Annotated in this window: 14 protein-coding genes; 7 read left to right on the forward strand and 7 right to left on the reverse strand. The window is 70.1% G+C overall.

Going from position 1 to position 16,696, the window contains the following annotated elements; genetic code table 11:
- Positions 1–7: 7 nt before the first annotated feature.
- Positions 8–2,569 (reverse strand): (Fe-S)-binding protein, encoded by a 2,562-nt coding sequence (locus tag ACFWBN_RS03635; protein WP_385169946.1) that lies wholly within the window; start codon positions 2,567–2,569, stop codon positions 8–10.
- 110 nt (positions 2,570–2,679) lie between these two features.
- Positions 2,680–3,216 (reverse strand): sugar transferase, encoded by a 537-nt coding sequence (locus ACFWBN_RS03640; RefSeq protein WP_385169949.1) that lies wholly within the window; start codon positions 3,214–3,216, stop codon positions 2,680–2,682.
- A 312-nt stretch (positions 3,217–3,528) separates the two neighbouring features.
- On the opposite strand from ACFWBN_RS03640, the gene dnaK reads away from it, so the two are divergent.
- Genes dnaK through ACFWBN_RS03660 form a run of 4 tightly spaced genes read left to right on the forward strand, consistent with a single transcriptional unit; the run spans position 3,529 to position 7,719 of the window.
- Positions 3,529–5,379, forward strand: a complete 1,851-nt coding sequence (dnaK, locus tag ACFWBN_RS03645) for a molecular chaperone DnaK (RefSeq protein WP_385169952.1) — start codon at positions 3,529–3,531, stop codon at positions 5,377–5,379.
- Entirely contained in the window at positions 5,379–6,029 is a 651-nt protein-coding gene (grpE, locus tag ACFWBN_RS03650; RefSeq protein ID WP_385169955.1) for a nucleotide exchange factor GrpE, read from the forward strand. The genes dnaK and grpE overlap by 1 nt, the downstream gene beginning before the upstream one ends.
- A gap of 36 nt (positions 6,030–6,065) precedes the next feature.
- Complete coding sequence (dnaJ, locus tag ACFWBN_RS03655) at positions 6,066–7,247, forward strand: molecular chaperone DnaJ (RefSeq protein WP_385169957.1); 1,182 nt, start codon at positions 6,066–6,068, stop codon at positions 7,245–7,247.
- 1 nt (position 7,248) lies between these two features.
- A complete protein-coding gene (locus ACFWBN_RS03660) occupies positions 7,249–7,719 on the forward strand; it encodes a heat shock protein transcriptional repressor HspR (RefSeq protein WP_385169960.1) in 471 nt (156 codons plus the stop codon).
- A gap of 127 nt (positions 7,720–7,846) precedes the next feature.
- Here the strand turns inward: ACFWBN_RS03660 and ACFWBN_RS03665 are convergent, their stop codons facing one another.
- Positions 7,847–8,845, reverse strand: a complete 999-nt coding sequence (locus tag ACFWBN_RS03665) for a helix-turn-helix transcriptional regulator (RefSeq protein WP_385169962.1) — start codon at positions 8,843–8,845, stop codon at positions 7,847–7,849.
- A gap of 383 nt (positions 8,846–9,228) precedes the next feature.
- On the opposite strand from ACFWBN_RS03665, the gene ACFWBN_RS03670 reads away from it, so the two are divergent.
- Positions 9,229–9,543, forward strand: a complete 315-nt coding sequence (locus tag ACFWBN_RS03670; RefSeq protein ID WP_073917230.1) for a (2Fe-2S)-binding protein — start codon at positions 9,229–9,231, stop codon at positions 9,541–9,543.
- 163 nt (positions 9,544–9,706) lie between these two features.
- On the opposite strand, the gene ACFWBN_RS03675 is transcribed toward ACFWBN_RS03670, so the two are convergent.
- Positions 9,707–10,120, reverse strand: a complete 414-nt coding sequence (locus tag ACFWBN_RS03675) for a pyridoxamine 5'-phosphate oxidase family protein (RefSeq protein ID WP_385169965.1) — start codon at positions 10,118–10,120, stop codon at positions 9,707–9,709.
- Between the two features lie 116 nt (positions 10,121–10,236).
- Here ACFWBN_RS03675 and clpB point away from each other — a divergent pair, with 116 nt between their 5' ends.
- Positions 10,237–12,822 carry an ATP-dependent chaperone ClpB gene (gene clpB / locus ACFWBN_RS03680; RefSeq protein WP_385169968.1) on the forward strand — a complete coding sequence of 862 codons (2,586 nt, stop codon included), beginning with the start codon at positions 10,237–10,239 and terminating at the stop codon, positions 12,820–12,822.
- 133 nt (positions 12,823–12,955) lie between these two features.
- Positions 12,956–13,498 (forward strand): YbjN domain-containing protein, encoded by a 543-nt coding sequence (locus ACFWBN_RS03685; protein ID WP_385169971.1) that lies wholly within the window; start codon positions 12,956–12,958, stop codon positions 13,496–13,498.
- A 10-nt stretch (positions 13,499–13,508) separates the two neighbouring features.
- Here the strand turns inward: ACFWBN_RS03685 and ACFWBN_RS03690 are convergent, their stop codons facing one another.
- From ACFWBN_RS03690 to ACFWBN_RS03700, 3 genes are all read right to left on the reverse strand, one after another.
- Positions 13,509–14,699: a hypothetical protein gene (locus ACFWBN_RS03690; protein ID WP_385169974.1), complete on the reverse strand. Its 1,191-nt coding sequence runs from the start codon at positions 14,697–14,699 to the stop codon at positions 13,509–13,511.
- Between the two features lie 128 nt (positions 14,700–14,827).
- Positions 14,828–16,018 carry a pyridoxal phosphate-dependent aminotransferase gene (locus tag ACFWBN_RS03695; protein ID WP_385169976.1) on the reverse strand — a complete coding sequence of 397 codons (1,191 nt, stop codon included), beginning with the start codon at positions 16,016–16,018 and terminating at the stop codon, positions 14,828–14,830.
- A 216-nt stretch (positions 16,019–16,234) separates the two neighbouring features.
- Entirely contained in the window at positions 16,235–16,414 is a 180-nt protein-coding gene (locus ACFWBN_RS03700) for a hypothetical protein (RefSeq protein WP_385169978.1), read from the reverse strand.
- Between the last annotated feature and the right edge of the window lie 282 nt (positions 16,415–16,696).

The following is a 16,696-nucleotide window of genomic DNA, read 5'->3' on the forward strand; positions in this document are numbered from 1 at the left end:
CTACGGACTACTTGGCGTTCTCGGCCCCGGCGTCGCCGGCCTTGGCCTCCGGCTCCGACTTCGGCTCGGCTGCCGACTCCGACTCCGGCGCCGTTTCGGCCTCGGTCTCGGCGGCCGGTTCAGCCTCCGCCTCCGGCTCGGACTCCGGCTCGGCCTCAGCGGCGGCCTTGGCCTCCGCCTCCGCCTTGGCCTCGGCTTCGGCCTTCGCGGCAGCCTCGGCGGCATCCGCCTCAGCCTTCGCCTTCGCCTCGGCTTCGGCCTTCGCCTTGGCCTCGGCCTCAGCGGCCGCAGCCGCAGCCGCGGCCTCCGCCTCCGCGACGGCAGCCGCCTCGGCGGCCGCCAGCTCCGCCTCCGTCGGCTCGGGTGCCTTCACCGACTCCAGCAGCAGCTGCGCCACGTCCACGACCTGCACGGACTCCTTGGCCTGGCCCTCGTTCTTCTTGCCGTTCACCGAGTCGGTCAGCATGACGAGGCAGAACGGGCAGGCGGTGGAGACGATGTCCGGGTTCAGGGACAGGGCCTCGTCGACGCGCTCGTTGTTGATGCGCTTGCCGATCCGCTCCTCCATCCACATCCGCGCGCCACCGGCGCCACAGCAGAAGCCCCGCTCCTTGTGGCGGTGCATCTCCTGCTGCCGCAGCCCCGGCACGGCCGACATGATCTCGCGCGGCGGCGTGTAGACCTTGTTGTGCCGGCCCAGGTAGCACGGGTCGTGGTAGGTGATCAGACCGTCGACCGGCGTGACCGGCGTCAGCCGGCCCTCGTCGATCAGGTGCTGGAGCAGCTGCGTGTGGTGGATGACCTCGTACTCGCCGCCCAGCTGCGGGTACTCGTTCGCGATGGTGTTGAAGCAGTGCGGGCAGGTCGAGACGATCCGCTTCGCCGACTTCGGCTTCTTCGTCGACGGGTCGTCGTCGTCCTCGCCGAAGGCCATGTTCAGCATGGCCACGTTCTCCTGGCCGAGCTGCTGGAACAGCGGCTCGTTGCCCAGGCGGCGCGGCGAGTCACCGGTGCACTTCTCGTCGCCGCCCATGATCGCGAACTTGACGCCCGCGATGTTCAGCAGCTCCGCGAAGGCCTTCGTGGTCTTCTTGGCCCGGTCCTCCAGGGCGCCGGCGCAGCCGACCCAGTAGAGGTAGTCGAACTCGGAGAGGTCCTCCGCGTCCTTCCCGATGATCGGGACCTCGAAGTCCACCTCCTTGGTCCACTCGACGCGCTGCTTCTTCGCCAGGCCCCAGGGGTTGCCCTTCTTCTCCAGGTTCTTGAGCATCGTGCCCGCCTCCGACGGGAACGCGCTCTCGATCATCACCTGGTAGCGGCGCATGTCGACGATGTGGTCGATGTGCTCGATGTCGACCGGGCACTGCTCCACGCACGCACCGCAGGTGGTGCAGGACCACAGCACGTCCGGGTCGATGACGCCGTTCTCCTCGGCGGTGCCGATCAGCGGGCGCTCGGCCTCGGCGATGGCCGCGGCCGGGACGTCCTTCAGCTGCTCCGCCGTGGCCTTCTCGTTGCCCTCCATGTCCTTGCCGCCGCCTGCGAGCAGGTACGGGGCCTTGGCGTGCGCGTGGTCGCGCAGCGACATGATCAGGAGCTTGGGGGAGAGGGGCTTGCCGGTGTTCCAGGCCGGGCACTGCGACTGGCAGCGACCGCACTCCGTACACGTGGAGAAGTCGAGGATGCCCTTCCAGGAGAACTGCTCGACCTGGGAGACGCCGAAGACGTCGTCCTCGCCCGGGTCCTCGAAGTCGATCTCCTTGCCGCCGCTGGTCATCGGCTGCAGGGCGCCGAGGGCGGTGGAGCCGTCCGCGTTGCGCTTGAACCAGATGTTCGGGAAGCCGAGGAAGCGGTGCCAGGCGACACCCATGTTGGTGTTGAGCGAGACCGTGATCATCCAGGTGAAGGACGTGACGATCTTGAGCGCCGCGAAGAAGTAGGTGAGGTGCTGCAGCGTGCTCAGGCTCAGCCCGTCGAAGGCGGCGATCAGCGGGTACGAGGCGAAGAAGCCGGGCTCCCAGCCGTCGACGCCGTGCTGGGCGCCCTCCAGCGCGCGCAGCGTCATGATGCAGACGCCGACGATCAGGATGACGGCCTCGACGAAGTACGCCTGGCCGGTCTTGGAGCCCGTGAAGCGGGACTTGCGGCCCGCCCCGCCCGGCCGGTTCAGCTGCCGGATCACGATCAGGGTGACGATGCCGAGCACGGTCATCAGGCCGAGGAACTCGGTGAAGAGCTCGTACGGCAGCCAGTCACCGATGATCGGGATCAGCCAGTCGGCCTGGAAGAGCTGGCCGAAGGCGTTGACGATGGTCAGCAGCAGCGAGAAGAAGCCCACCGCCACGAACCAGTGCGCGAACCCGACGATGCCCCAGCGGTTCATGCGGGTGTGGCCGAGGAACTCCTTGGCCAGCGTGATGGTGCGCTGCGTGGGGTCGCCGGTGCGCGTGCCCGCGGGCACTGGCTGGCCGAGGCGCACGAAGTGGTAGATCTGCGCGACGGCACGGCCGAACAGCGCGACGGCTACCACCGTGATGACCAGCGACACGATGATCGCGGCGAGTTGCATGGGAGGGCTCCTCGGGCGGCACTTACTAAGCGGTAACTTATTGAGTCAAGGCATGAGGTTACCCACTCCCGACGCCGCAATGTAGCTGAGCGCGCGGTGATCTGTGTCGCTCAGGCATGCCTTTGCCGGTAGGCGGCCCGCGGGGTCTGCGCGAGGATCGCCAGGTCCATCCCCAGCCAGTGGTTCTCCACATAGTGTCGGTCCAGCAGCGCCATTTCCTCCCAGGGGAGGTCGGAGCGCGCGCTCACCTGCCAGAGACCGGTCATTCCGGGGCGCACGAGGAGCCGGTCGGGGCGGTCGGTACGGGGCTCCGGGCGCGGGCCGACCAGGGACATCTCCCCGCGGAGCACGTTGAACAGCTGGGGGGCCGCGTCGAGGGCGCAGCGCTCCAGGACGGCTCCGGTCCGCCCTGCCGGGTCCGTACGGAACCGCCAGGTCCGGAAGGGCCGGCCGGCCAGGCCCGCCGCGGGCTCCCGTACGAAGACCCGGCCGCCCCGGGTCGCGCAGAGCGCTGCGGCCGCCGCGGCCAGGACGGGCGCGAGCAGGGTCAGCAGGATCGTCGCTCCGACGAGGTCGACCACCCTTTTCGCAGGCGGGGGGCTGGGTACCCGTACCCGTAGCCGGGGGGCGGTGAGTGTGAGCGGCATGCCAGCACCGTGCCGTACGCCTCCGGCGAGGGTGGTGTGGCGCGCGGCCCGGCCGCCCGGCCCGAACCCGTTCGGGTGCGGCACCGCCGCCGGGGGCTCCGCCCCCGGACCCCCGCGCCTCAAACGCCGGCGAGGCTGAAGATCGGGGCTCCGCCCCAGACCCCGCGCCTCAAACGCCGGCGAGGCTGAATTGCAGGGTTGCGCGTAAGGGTGGGCTAAAGGTTGAGCCGACCACGCTCAGCTCTGTTGACGCCCGCGCGGCGGTGGGGCATCCTTGAGTCTGTTCCACTCAAGTCAGCTGGAGGAATCGAAATGGCACGTGCGGTCGGCATCGACCTGGGCACCACTAACTCCGTCGTCAGCGTTCTGGAAGGCGGCGAGCCCACCGTCATCACCAACGCCGAGGGCGCCAGGACCACGCCGTCCGTCGTCGCCTTCGCCAAGAACGGCGAGGTCCTCGTCGGCGAGGTGGCCAAGCGCCAGGCGGTCACGAACGTGGACCGGACCATCCGCTCCGTCAAGCGCCACATGGGCACTGACTGGAAGATCAACCTGGATGGCAAGGACTTCAACCCGCAGCAGATGAGCGCCTTCATCCTGCAGAAGCTGAAGCGCGACGCCGAGGCGTACCTGGGCGAGAAGGTCACGGACGCGGTCATCACCGTCCCGGCCTACTTCAACGACTCCGAGCGTCAGGCGACGAAGGAGGCCGGTGAGATCGCGGGCCTCAACGTCCTGCGCATCGTCAACGAGCCCACCGCCGCCGCCCTGGCCTACGGTCTCGACAAGGACGACCAGACCATTCTCGTCTTCGACCTCGGTGGCGGCACCTTCGACGTGTCGCTCCTGGAGATCGGCGACGGCGTCGTCGAGGTCAAGGCCACCAACGGTGACAACCACCTCGGTGGCGACGACTGGGACCAGCGCGTCGTCGACTACCTGGTGAAGCAGTTCGCCAACGGCCACGGCGTCGACCTGTCCAAGGACAAGATGGCGCTCCAGCGTCTGCGCGAGGCCGCCGAGAAGGCGAAGATCGAGCTGTCCTCCTCCACGGAGACCTCGATCAACCTGCCCTACATCACGGCTTCCGCCGAGGGCCCGCTGCACCTGGACGAGAAGCTCACCCGCGCCCAGTTCCAGCAGCTGACCGCGGACCTGCTCGACCGCTGCAAGACCCCGTTCCACAACGTCATCAAGGACGCCGGCATCCAGCTGTCCGAGATCGACCACGTGGTCCTGGTCGGCGGCTCCACCCGCATGCCGGCCGTCGCCGAGCTCGTCAAGGAGCTCACCGGCGGTCAGGACGCCAACAAGGGCGTCAACCCGGACGAGGTCGTCGCCATCGGCGCCACCCTCCAGGCCGGTGTGCTCAAGGGTGAGGTCAAGGACGTCCTGCTCCTCGACGTGACCCCGCTGTCCCTCGGCATCGAGACCAAGGGCGGCATCATGACCAAGCTCATCGAGCGCAACACCACGATCCCGACCAAGCGGTCCGAGATCTTCACCACGGCCGAGGACAACCAGCCGTCCGTGCAGATCCAGGTCTACCAGGGCGAGCGCGAGATCGCGGCGTACAACAAGAAGCTCGGCATGTTCGAGCTGACCGGCCTGCCGCCGGCCCCGCGTGGCGTCCCGCAGATCGAGGTCTCCTTCGACATCGACGCGAACGGCATCATGCACGTCACGGCCAAGGACCTTGGCACGGGCAAGGAGCAGAAGATGACCGTCACCGGCGGCTCTTCGCTCGGCAAGGACGAGGTCGACCGCATGCGCCAGGAGGCGGAGCAGTACGCGGACGAGGACCTCCGTCGCAAGGAGGCGGCCGAGTCCCGCAACCAGGGCGAGCAGCTCGTCTACCAGACGGAGAAGTTCGTCAAGGACAACGAGGACAAGGTCCCGGCCGACGTCAAGACCGAGGTCGAGGCCGCCGTCTCCGAGCTGAAGGAGACCCTCAAGGGCGAGGACACGGCCGAGATCCGCACCGCGACCGAGAAGCTCGCCGCGGTCAGCCAGAAGCTCGGCCAGGCCATCTACGCCGATGCCCAGGCCGCTCAGGGCGCCGCCGGTGCCGCGGGCGCCGAGGGTGCCCAGGCCAAGGCCGACGACGACGTCGTCGACGCCGAGATCGTCGACGACGAGAAGCCGAAGGGCGGCGCTGCCTGATGTCGGAGGAGACCCCGGGGTTCGAGGAGAAGCCCGAAGTCCCCGTCGACGGCACGCCCGACGAGCCGCAGGCCGCCGACTCCGCCACGGAGGAGGCGGCGGCCCCGGCCGGGGACGCAGTACAGGACGTTGCGCTGCTGGCGCAGCTGGACCAGGCCCGTACGGCGCTCGGTGAGCGCACCGCGGACCTCCAGCGGCTCCAGGCGGAGTACCAGAACTACCGCCGCCGGGTGGAGCGGGACCGGATCACCGTCAAGGAGATCGCGGTCGCGTCCCTCCTGACGGAGCTGCTCCCGACCCTGGACGACATCGGCCGGGCGCGGGAGCATGGCGAGCTGGTCGGCGGCTTCAAGTCGGTGGCCGAATCGCTGGAGACGGTCGCCGCCAAGATGGGTCTGCAGCAGTTCGGCAAGGAGGGCGAGCCCTTCGACCCGACGATCCACGAAGCGCTGATGCACTCGTACGCGCCGGACGTCACCGAGACGACCTGCGTGGCGATCCTTCAGCCGGGGTACCGGATCGGCGAGCGTACGATCCGTCCCGCACGGGTCGCGGTGGCCGAGCCCCAGCCGGGCGCGGCCCCCAAGTCCGAGTCCTCGGACGGCGAGTCATCGTCGGACAAGGACGCGGATGCCCCCGAAAAGGGCTGAATCGATTAGCACGTCACGAGAGGAGGGACACCGGGGATGAGCACGAAGGACTTCGTCGAGAAGGACTACTACAAGGTCCTCGGTGTCCCGAAGGACGCCACCGAGGCCGAGATCAAGAAGGCGTACCGGAAGCTCGCACGCGAGTTCCACCCGGACGCCAACAAGGGCGACGCCTCCGCCGAGGAGCGCTTCAAGGAGATCTCCGAGGCGAACGACATCCTCGGCGACGCCAAGAAGCGCAAGGAGTACGACGAGGCGCGCGCCCTGTTCGGCAACGGAGGCTTCCGCCCCGGGCCGGGCGGGGCCGGCGGCTCCTTCAACTTCGACCTGGGCGACCTCTTCGGGGGTCAGCAGCCGGGCGGTGCGGGCGGCGGCTTCGGCGGCGGCCTGGGCGACGTCTTCGGCGGCCTGTTCAACCGCGGCGCCGGCGCCGGTGCGGGGACCCGCACCCAGCCGCGCCGCGGCCAGGACATCGAGTCGGAGGTCACCCTCTCCTTCACGGAGGCGGTGGACGGGGCCACGGTCCCGCTCCGGATGTCCTCCCAGGCCCCCTGCAAGGCCTGCTCGGGCACCGGCGACAAGAACGGCACGCCCCGCGTGTGCCCGACCTGCGTCGGCACCGGCCAGGTCTCGCGGGGCAGCGGCGGCGGTTTCTCGCTGACCGACCCCTGCGCGGACTGCAAGGGCCGCGGCCTGATCGCGGAGACCCCCTGTGACGTCTGCAAGGGCAGCGGGCGCGCCCGCAGCTCCCGCACCATGCAGGTCCGGATCCCGGCGGGCGTCTCCGACGGCCAGCGGATCCGGCTGCGCGGCAAGGGCGCGCCGGGCGAGCGCGGAGGTCCCGGCGGTGACCTCTACGTCGTCGTGCACGTCGATTCCCACCCGGTCTTCGGCCGCAAGGACGACAACCTGACGGTGACCGTCCCGGTGACCTTCGCCGAGGCGGCGCTGGGTGCCGACATCAAGGTCCCGACCCTGAACGGCCCCTCGGTGACGCTGAAGCTGCCGCCGGGCACCCCCAACGGCCGCACCATGCGGGCCCGCGGCAAGGGAGCGGTCCGCAAGGACGGCACCCGCGGCGACCTGCTGGTGACGGTGGAGGTCTCGGTCCCGACCGAGCTGTCGGACAAGGCCCGCGAGGCGCTGGAGATGTACCGCGAGGCGACGGAGTCCCAGGACCCGCGCTCCGCGCTGTTCGAGTCCGCGAAGGGAGCATGAGATGGACGGCCGCCGACGACAGTCCTCCCGTTTGGGTGGGGGCTACCAGCTCACCGACGAGACCCCGGTCTACGTGATCTCGGTGGCCGCCCAGCTCTCGGGCCTGCATCCGCAGACCCTCCGCCAGTACGACCGCCTCGGCCTGGTCTCCCCGGACCGTACGGCCGGCCGCGGCCGGCGCTACTCGGCCCGTGACATCGAACTGCTCCGCACGGTCCAGGCGCTGTCCCAGGACGAGGGCATCAACCTGGCGGGCATCAAGCGGATCATCGAGCTGGAGAACCAGGTCGCCGCGCTCCAGCAGCGCGTGGCCGAGCTCTCCGCCGCCGTCGACGGCGCCGCGGCCGCGCTCCAGGCCCGCGAGGCCCAGGTGCACGCCTCCTACCGGCGCGACCTGGTCCCGTACCAGCCGCCGCAGCCGGGCAGCGCCCTGGTCGTCTGGCGGCCCAGCCCCAAGCGTCCGATGGACTGACCGGGGCGGGCCCGGCCCAGGAGCTCAGAACGCGTACGAAGGCCCCGTCCGGGGCCCCTTCCGGCAGCAGCCGGGGGAGGCACCCGGGCGGGGCCTTTCGCGTACCACGGGCTCAGCGGCCAGTGGCTCAGAGGCGCGGCTCGCGGTCCGGTCCCGAGACCTGGCCCAGGATGCCCGACTGGGCGATGAGGAAGCCGAGTTGGGCGCGGCTGCCGCTGCCGAGGGCGGTGGCCAGCTTGGCGATGTGCGCGCGGCACGTCCGTACGTTCATGCCCAGCCGGCGTGCGATGGCCTCGTCCACGTGCCCCTCCACGAGGAGCTGGGCGATGGACCGCTGCACGCCGGAGATGCCCGACGGCGTCGGGTCGTACGGGATCTGCTCGTTGAGCGGGGTGGCCCGCCGCCACAGCTGTTCGAAGACCCGGACGAGGTAGCGCACGAGGGCCGGGTGGCGCAGCTCCAGGGCGATCTGCTGGTCGTCGCTGGCCGGGATGAAGGCGACCGACTCGTCGCAGATGATGAGCCGTTCGACGAGCTCCTCCAGGGTCCGGATCTCGACCTTTCCGCTGGCCATGCGGTCGACGTAGGCCATCGTGCCGCGGCTGTGGCGCACCGTGTGCTGGTAGAGGGTGCGCATGCTGACGCCGCGCCGGATGAGCGGCTGGTCCCGCTCTATCGCCTGGTTGAGAATGTTTTCCGAACGCCCGCCGCCGGGCTGAATGGTCAGCATTTCGGCCTGGCACTCCGCGGTGGCCACATTGAGTGCCGCGTTGATCCTGTTGAATCCTTCCAGCACCGTGATGGCGTGCGTGGGCGCGGGAGTCAGCGCGCTGATGGCCATGAATGGCTCAAACGCTTCGGTGAGCTCAATGGAGGAGCGCCGGCGTTGCAGGATCTCCCGTTCCAGCGGGTGCAGTCGCTGGGCAAGTGCCACCGAAGGTGGAACCGGACGGAGCCAGTTGTCGTCGTCTGGATCAGGGTGCAGCAGCGCGAATTCCAGCAGGCAGGGAGTCTGCTCCACTTCCTCGCGGGCGATTCGACCTGAGCTGAGCGCACTTGCGTACAGCTCGGTCCCGAGGTCGCACAGATCCGTCACCGCATGGGGATGTGTCTGGTTCGTGCGCATAATCGGCAAATCTCCCACCCCCAGGGTCCTGCATGTACAGGAACATGATGCATCGCCACGGTGGCAATGGCGTGGCTCGATAAGTCATCGTCTGAGATGCGGGGGAGAGGAATCCATCAAGTGAGGACAACGTCGACCATGTACAAGAAATTGGCTCGCTCGGTGGCTGCCATTGCTCTCTCTACGGCTGCTGCTGTCGGTGGAATCTCGCTCGCGGACAGCGGCTGGGGCAGCGCTCCCGCCGACAGCGGCTGGGGGGCCGGTCCGACCGGCAATGACAGCGGATGGGGAACTCCCGGCTCGGACGACAGCGGCTGGGGCAGCGCGCCGGCAGGCACGCCGTCCGACAGTGGCTGGGGTGTGGGTGGGAAGACTTCGAACGCATGACCCCCGACGACCGCGGTTTCCGCCGCGAAATGGCCTCCGCTTACCGGTCGGGATGGCAGTTCATCGACCTGGCCACGGCGATCCCGTACCCCGGGGATTCGCTGATGGTGACCCTGTTCGGCCAACCGATCGTCGTCGTGCGCGAGGAGGACGAGGACGTACGTGCGTACCGGTGCCTGCGCCGCCCGCGGGGCGCGCCGCAGCCCGTCCGCTGCGAGGTGCGCTACGGAATGGTCTTCGTCAATCTTGATCAGCGCGACCACCAGCTCTTCGAACCCGATATCACCACCGCCACCCCCCGCAGTGCCTGAAGCGATTCCCCCGTCGTTGCAGATCGCTCAGGCGCTACCCCCACACAACGGCGCCATCGTGGACCTGACCACGATGGCGCCGTTGTGCTGTCCGCGTCCAGATGCGGACCGGACAAGATGAAGAAGTCAGCCGCCGGCTAGGGCGCGCAGCACGCCGGTTGCGTCACGCGCGGCCCATGGCCCGGTCCAGCGTGATCTCCATGACCACCCGGTCGGGATTGGGCGAGGGCGTCCGCCCGTAGCGCTCCGCGTAGCGCGCCACCGCGTCGGCGACCGACGCCTCGTCCGTACGGATCACCGCGCGCCCCTCCAGAGTGGCCCAGCGGCGCCCCTCCATCTGGCAGACCGCCACCCGGGCCCCGCCCGGCTGGGCGGCCTGGGCCGCCAGGATGTTGCGGACCTTCTTGCTGTGCTTGTTGCTGATCACCCGGGCCAGCCCCGCCTCCGGGTCGTAGGTCACGCCCACCGGCACCACGTGGGGCGTGCCGTCGGGGCGCGGGGTGGTCAGCGTGCAGACGTGCCGCTCCCGCCAGAAGGCGAGGTACTCGGGCGTCGGGTTGAGTACGTCATGGGACATGGCCGAAGGGTACGGCCGCAGGGTGCCGAATCCTGCCTTGAGTGGAATAGACTCAACTTTGCATAGGTTGTCTTTGTCATAGTTCTGCCATTGCCTCCGGAGAGGAGAAGTCACCCGTGGACGCCGAGCTGACCAACAAGAGCCGGGACGCGCTGAACGCAGCCACCAGCAGGGCCGTCAAGGACGGCCACGCCGATCTCACCCCCGCGCACCTGCTGCTGGCCCTGCTCGCCGGCGAGGACAACGAGAACATCACCGACCTCCTCGCGGCCACCGACGCCGACCAGGCCGCCGTGCGGGCCGGAGCGGAGCGGCTGCTCGCCGCCCTGCCCAGCGTCACCGGCTCCACGGTCGCGCCGCCGCAGCCCACCCGCGAGCTGCTCGCCGTACTCGCCGAGGCGGACGCCGAAGCCGGCCGGCTGGGCGACGACTACCTCTCCACCGAGCACCTGCTCATCGCCGTCGCCGCCAAGGGCGGCGCGGCCGGTGAGGCCCTTTCCACCCAGGGCGCGACAGCGAAGAAGCTGCTGGACGCCTTCCAGAACGCACGAGGAGCACGGCGGGTGACCACCCCCGACCCCGAGGGTCAGTACAAGGCGCTGGAGAAGTTCGGCACCGACTTCACGGCGGCCGCCCGCGAGGGCAAGCTCGACCCGGTCATCGGCCGCGACCAGGAGATCCGGCGCGTCGTCCAGGTGCTGTCGCGCCGTACGAAGAACAACCCTGTGCTCATCGGCGAGCCCGGCGTCGGCAAGACGGCCGTCGTCGAGGGTCTGGCCCAGCGCATCATCAAGGGCGACGTCCCCGAGTCCCTGAAGAACAAGCGCCTCGTCGCCCTCGACCTCGGCGCCATGGTCGCCGGCGCCAAGTACCGCGGCGAGTTCGAGGAACGGCTCAAGACCGTCCTCGCCGAGATCAAGTCCAGCGACGGCCAGATCATCACCTTCATCGACGAGCTGCACACCGTCGTCGGCGCGGGCGCCGGCGGCGACTCGTCCATGGACGCGGGCAACATGCTCAAGCCCATGCTGGCCCGCGGCGAGCTGCGCATGGTCGGCGCGACCACCCTCGACGAGTACCGCGAGCGCATCGAGAAGGACCCTGCGCTGGAGCGGCGCTTCCAGCAGGTGCTGGTCGCCGAGCCGTCCGTCGAGGACACCATCGCGATCCTGCGCGGGCTCAAGGGCCGCTACGAGGCCCACCACAAGGTCGTCATCAACGACAGCGCACTGGTGGCCGCCGCGACCCTCTCCGACCGGTACATCACCTCCCGCTTCCTCCCCGACAAGGCCATCGACCTCGTCGACGAGTCCATGTCCCGGCTCCGCATGGAGATCGACTCCTCCCCGCTGGAGATCGACGAGCTCCAGCGCTCCGTCGACCGCCTGCGGATGGAGGAGCTGGCGCTGAAGAACGAGTCCGACCCGGCCTCCCTGGAGCGCCTGGAGAAGATCCGCAAGGACCTGGCCGACAAGGAGGAGGACCTGCGGGGCCTGACCGCCCGCTGGGAGAAGGAGAAGCAGTCCCTCAACCGGGTCGGCGAGCTCAAGGAGCGCCTGGACGACCTGCGCGGGCAGGCCGAGCGCGCCCAGCGCGACGGGGACTTCGACGCCGCCTCCAAGCTGCTCTACGGGGAGATCCCGGCCCTGGAGCACGAGCTGGCGGAGGCCACCGAGGCCGAGGCCGAAGTCTCGAAGGACACGATGGTCAAGGACGAGGTCGGCCCGGACGACATCGCGGACGTGGTCGCCGCCTGGACCGGCATCCCGGCGGGCCGGCTCCTCGAAGGCGAGACCCGCAAGCTGCTCCGCATGGAGGACGAGCTGGGCCGCCGCCTGATCGGCCAGGGCGAGGCCGTACGGGCCGTCTCGGACGCCGTACGCCGCACCCGCGCCGGCATCGCCGACCCGGACCGTCCGACCGGCTCCTTTCTCTTCCTGGGCCCGACGGGCGTGGGCAAGACCGAGCTGGCCAAGGCACTGGCCGACTTCCTCTTCGACGACGAGCGGGCCATGGTCCGGATCGACATGTCGGAGTACGGCGAGAAGCACAGCGTGGCCCGCCTCGTCGGCGCCCCGCCCGGCTACGTCGGCTACGAGGAGGGCGGCCAGCTCACCGAGGCCGTGCGCCGCCGCCCGTACAGCGTGGTGCTCCTGGACGAGGTCGAGAAGGCCCACCCCGAGGTCTTCGACATCCTGCTCCAGGTCCTGGACGACGGCCGCCTCACGGACGGCCAGGGCCGCACCGTGGACTTCCGCAACGCCATCCTGGTCCTCACCTCGAACCTGGGCAGCCAGTTCCTGGTGGACCCGGTGACCCCGCCGGACCAGAAGAAGCAGCAGGTCCTGGACGTGGTGCGGGCGAGCTTCAAGCCGGAGTTCCTCAACCGCCTGGACGACCTGGTGGTCTTCTCCGCGCTGACCGGCGACGAGCTCGCGCACATCGCCCGGCTCCAGATCGACCGCCTCGCCCAGCGCCTCGCCGACCGGCGCCTGACCCTGGAGGTCACCCCCGAGGCGCTGGCCTGGCTGGCGGACAAGGGCAACGACCCCGCCTACGGCGCCCGCCCGCTGCGCCGGCTGATCCAGACGGCCATCGGCGACCGCCTGGCGAAGGAGATCCTGTCGGGCGAGGTCCGGGACGGCGACACCGTACGGGTCGACGTGGCCGGCGAAGACCTGCTGGTCGGCAAGGCGCTCTGACCCGGACGGGGCCCCGCGGCCGGGGGATCTCCGGCCGCGGGGTTCCGCCGGGAGCGGATCGCACGTGCGGGGGTGGACACGGGGTAGGCGGGATGGGGGAGGATGCAGTTATCCGCACGAAGGGAAGTACACGGTGAGCATCGACCCGGCCTCGATTCCGAACTTCGGAGGGCAGCAGCCCGAGCCGCAGGCCACAGGACCGGCGGGCCCCGTCGTCCCCGACCAGGATCTGGTCAAGCAGCTGCTGGAGCAGATGGAGCTCAAGTACGTCGTCGACGACGAGGGTGACCTCGCGGCGCCGTGGGAGGAGTTCCGTACGTACTTCATGTTCCGCGGCGAGGACGAGCAGCAGGTCTTCTCGGTGCGGACCTTCTACGACCGTCCGCACAAGATCGACGAGAAGCCGCAGCTGCTCGAGTCGATCGACGACTGGAACCGCCGCACCCTGTGGCCCAAGGTCTACAGCCACACCCATGACGACGGCTCGGTCCGTCTGATCGGTGAGGCGCAGATGCTGATCGGCACCGGCGTCAACCTGGAGCACTTCGTGTCCTCCACGGTGAGCTGGGTCCGCGCCTCCATCGAGTTCGACAAGTGGCTCGTCGAGCAGTTCGGCCTGGAGAAGGAGATCGACTCCACCGACGGCGACGACGAGAAGAACGGCGACGACAACTAGTCGCCCGCTGCTAGAGCGGTACGCGCGCCACCAGCATCAGGTAGAGCCCGTAGCCGTACGAGAGCCCGGCCAGCCCCGCGGTCACCAGGACCGCGGTGCGCGGCCGGGCTCTCGCCATGACGGCGGCCACCGGCAGCAGCAGCGGGAAGGCGGGCAGCAGGAACCGCGGCTTCGACTCGAAGAAGCCGGCCCCGCCGTAGGTGATCACCAGCAGTATCGCCGTGTACGCGAGCAGCGGCAGCGGCGTCCGGTCCAGGAACAGCAGCAGGGCGAGGAGCCCGGCCGCGGCCAGCAGGACCACGGTCACGGTGGTGGCGAGCGGTACGTGCCCGCCGGTCAGCACCCGCTCCGCCGAGCGCAGCGCCCCGACGCCGAAGTCGAAGCGGGAGCCCCAGCGCCGCTGCACGGTGAAGTACCCGCCCAGGGGATCGCGCACGTGGATCCCGACGGCCAGGACGTACGCCGCCCAGCCCGCCGGGGCCAGCAGCCCGGCCGCCCACACCTCGGGCGCGCGGGATCTGCGGACGAGGATCGTGTACAGGGCCATGGCCGAGACGGCCGCCGCGACGGCGAGCCCGGTGGGCCGGGTCAGCCCGGCGAGCACGGCGAGGCCGGCCGCCCACATCCAGCGGCCCCGCAGCAGGGCGTAGAGGGCCCAGGCGGCGAGCGCGGCGAGCAGCGGTTCGGTGTAGGCCAGGGACAGCACCACGGAGTGCGGCAGCGCCGCCCACAGCCCCACCAGGAGCAGCCCGGCGCGCGGCCCTATGACCCGCTCCCCGATCCGGTAGACGCCGAGGGCGGCCACGGCGGCGCAGACCCAGGCGATCAGGATCCCGGCGGGGATGAGCCCGCCGGGGAGCACGGCGGAGACCGCCCGCATCAGGGCGGGGAAGAGCGGGAAGAAGGCGTAGTCGCTCTGGATGTAGCCCGTGCCGGTGACGGCGTCGGGCCACATCTGGGTCCGGCCGTAGCCGTTCGCGGCGATCCCGAGGTACCAGACGGAGTCCCAGGAGCTGCCGAGCACCCGCATCGGGTCCCGGCCGGCCCACAGGGAGCCGAGGGCGAGCACCAGTACGCCGAGCCCGCGGACGGCGGCGAAGACGCCGAGTGCCAGGACGGTCGTCGGCGCGGCCGAGCGTACGGCCCTGACCGCGCGGATCTCCAGGGGCGACGCGGTCACCGTCGCTCTGCCCGTTGCCATGTATCCCGACTTTCCAGCTCTTGTGACGACGCTCACCGGATGGTGAGGGCTTCGGGCACGTGCACGAACGTCAGCTTCACACCGGCCTCAGTCACCCCGCAACCACCGGCCGGAACCGACTCCGCCGCCTACAGCCGGCCCAGCCGGGAGGCGGCCTCCTGGAGGACCTCGGTCCGCTTGCAGAAGGCCCAGCGGACCTGGCTGGCTCCGGCGGACTTGTCGTCGTAGAAGACCTGGTTCGGGATGGCGACCACACCGCAGCGCTCGGGCAGGGCGCGGCAGAAGGCGAGGCCGTCCTTCTCGCCGAGGGGGGTGATGTCCGTGGTGATGAAGTACGTGCCCTGCGGGCGGTAGACCTCGAAGCCGGCCGCCGTGAGGCCGTCGGCGAGGATGTCGCGCTTGGCGGCCAGGTCCGCGCGGAAGGCGTCGTAGTAGGAGTCGGGCAGGGCGAGGGCCTCGGCGATCGCGTACTGGAAGGGGCCCGAGGAGACGTAGGTCAGGAACTGCTTCGCCGAGCGGACCGCCGTCACCAGCTCCGGGGGCGCGGTGACCCAGCCGACCTTCCAGCCCGTGAAGGAGAAGGTCTTCCCGGCGGAGGAGATGGTGACCGTGCGCTCGCGCATGCCGGGGAAGCCCGCCAGGGGGGTGTGGGCGCCCTCGAAGACCAGGTGCTCGTACACCTCGTCCGTGATGACGAGGAGGTCCCGCTCGACGGCGAGCTCCGCGATCGCGGCGAGCTCCGGCGGGGTCAGGACGGTGCCCGTGGGGTTGTGCGGGGTGTTCAGCAGGAGCAGGCGGGTGCGCGGGGTGACGGCGGCGCGCAGCTCGTCCAGGTCGAGGGCGAAGGCTCCGGCGTGGGGGCGCAGGGTGACGGGGACCCGTACGGCGCCGGCCATCGCGATGCAGGCCGCGTACGAGTCGTAGAAGGGTTCGAGGGCGATGACCTCGTCACCCGGTTCGAGGAGGGCCAGGAGGGCGGCGGCGATGGCCTCCGTGGCGCCGGCGGTGACCAGGACCTCGGTGTCGGGGTCGTAGGGCAGTCCGTAGAAGCGCTTCTGGTGGGCGGCGACGGCCGCGCGGAGCTCGGGGATGCCGGGGCCCGGCGGGTACTGGTTGCCGAGGCCGGTCAGGATCGCGCGGGAGGCCGCCTCGGCGATCTCGGCGGGGCCGTCGGTGTCGGGGAAGCCCTGGCCGAGGTTGATCGACCCGGTGCGGGCGGCCAGCGCGGACATCTCCGCGAAGATCGTCGTGCCGAAGGCCGCCAGCCGGCGGTTCAGGAAGGGGCGGTCGCTGCTCACGGGTGCGCTCATGGGCGCCATCCTGCGGGGAACCTCTGGACTTGCTCAAGTGTGCTTTGGGCCGCGTGGCCTGCGGGCATCCCCCTGTCACGCGGGACGCGGGGATCCCGTCCCCCGGGAGGACCGGGGTGTGAGAAAGGGGGCGGACATGGAGTTCGTCTTCATCGGGATCGGTGTTTTCTTCGTCTTCATCCTCGCGTTCATCGTGCTGGTGGCGGTGCGCGCGTTCAGGAGCGGCTACAGCGGGTCGTCGTCCGGCTCCGGCAGCAGCAGCAGCAGTAGCAGCAGCTGGTGGGGAGGCGATGGCGGGTCGTCCTCCTGCGGGTCGTCCTCCTGCGGGTCGTCCTCCTCGTGCGGGTCGTCTTCCTCCTGCGGTGGCGGGGGGTGCGGTTCCAGCTGACACGGGGCAGCGGGCACCGCGTGGACGGGGGCGCTCGACGGTCGTTTTTCCGTCGGGCGCCCTCCCGTTCGCCCATGCATCACGACGCGCGGGACGCAAGTTGTTGAACACGTGAACTGCGAAGCCCCCGGGGGGATGTAAACCCCGTCAAGTTGGGTAAAAACGCTGTGAGTGCCGTGCCTTTCATGATTCCCTCGGTTGAGTAGACCAGTCCCCGGACCTCCCGGGACTTCCTGTGGACCCGTGCCGGTGTCCCCCCACCCGTTGACTACCGCTGGCGGGCCCCGGCCCATCTCCCT

This window comes from Streptomyces sp. NPDC059989, from assembly GCF_042736975.1.
Lineage (GTDB): Bacteria > Actinomycetota > Actinomycetes > Streptomycetales > Streptomycetaceae > Streptomyces.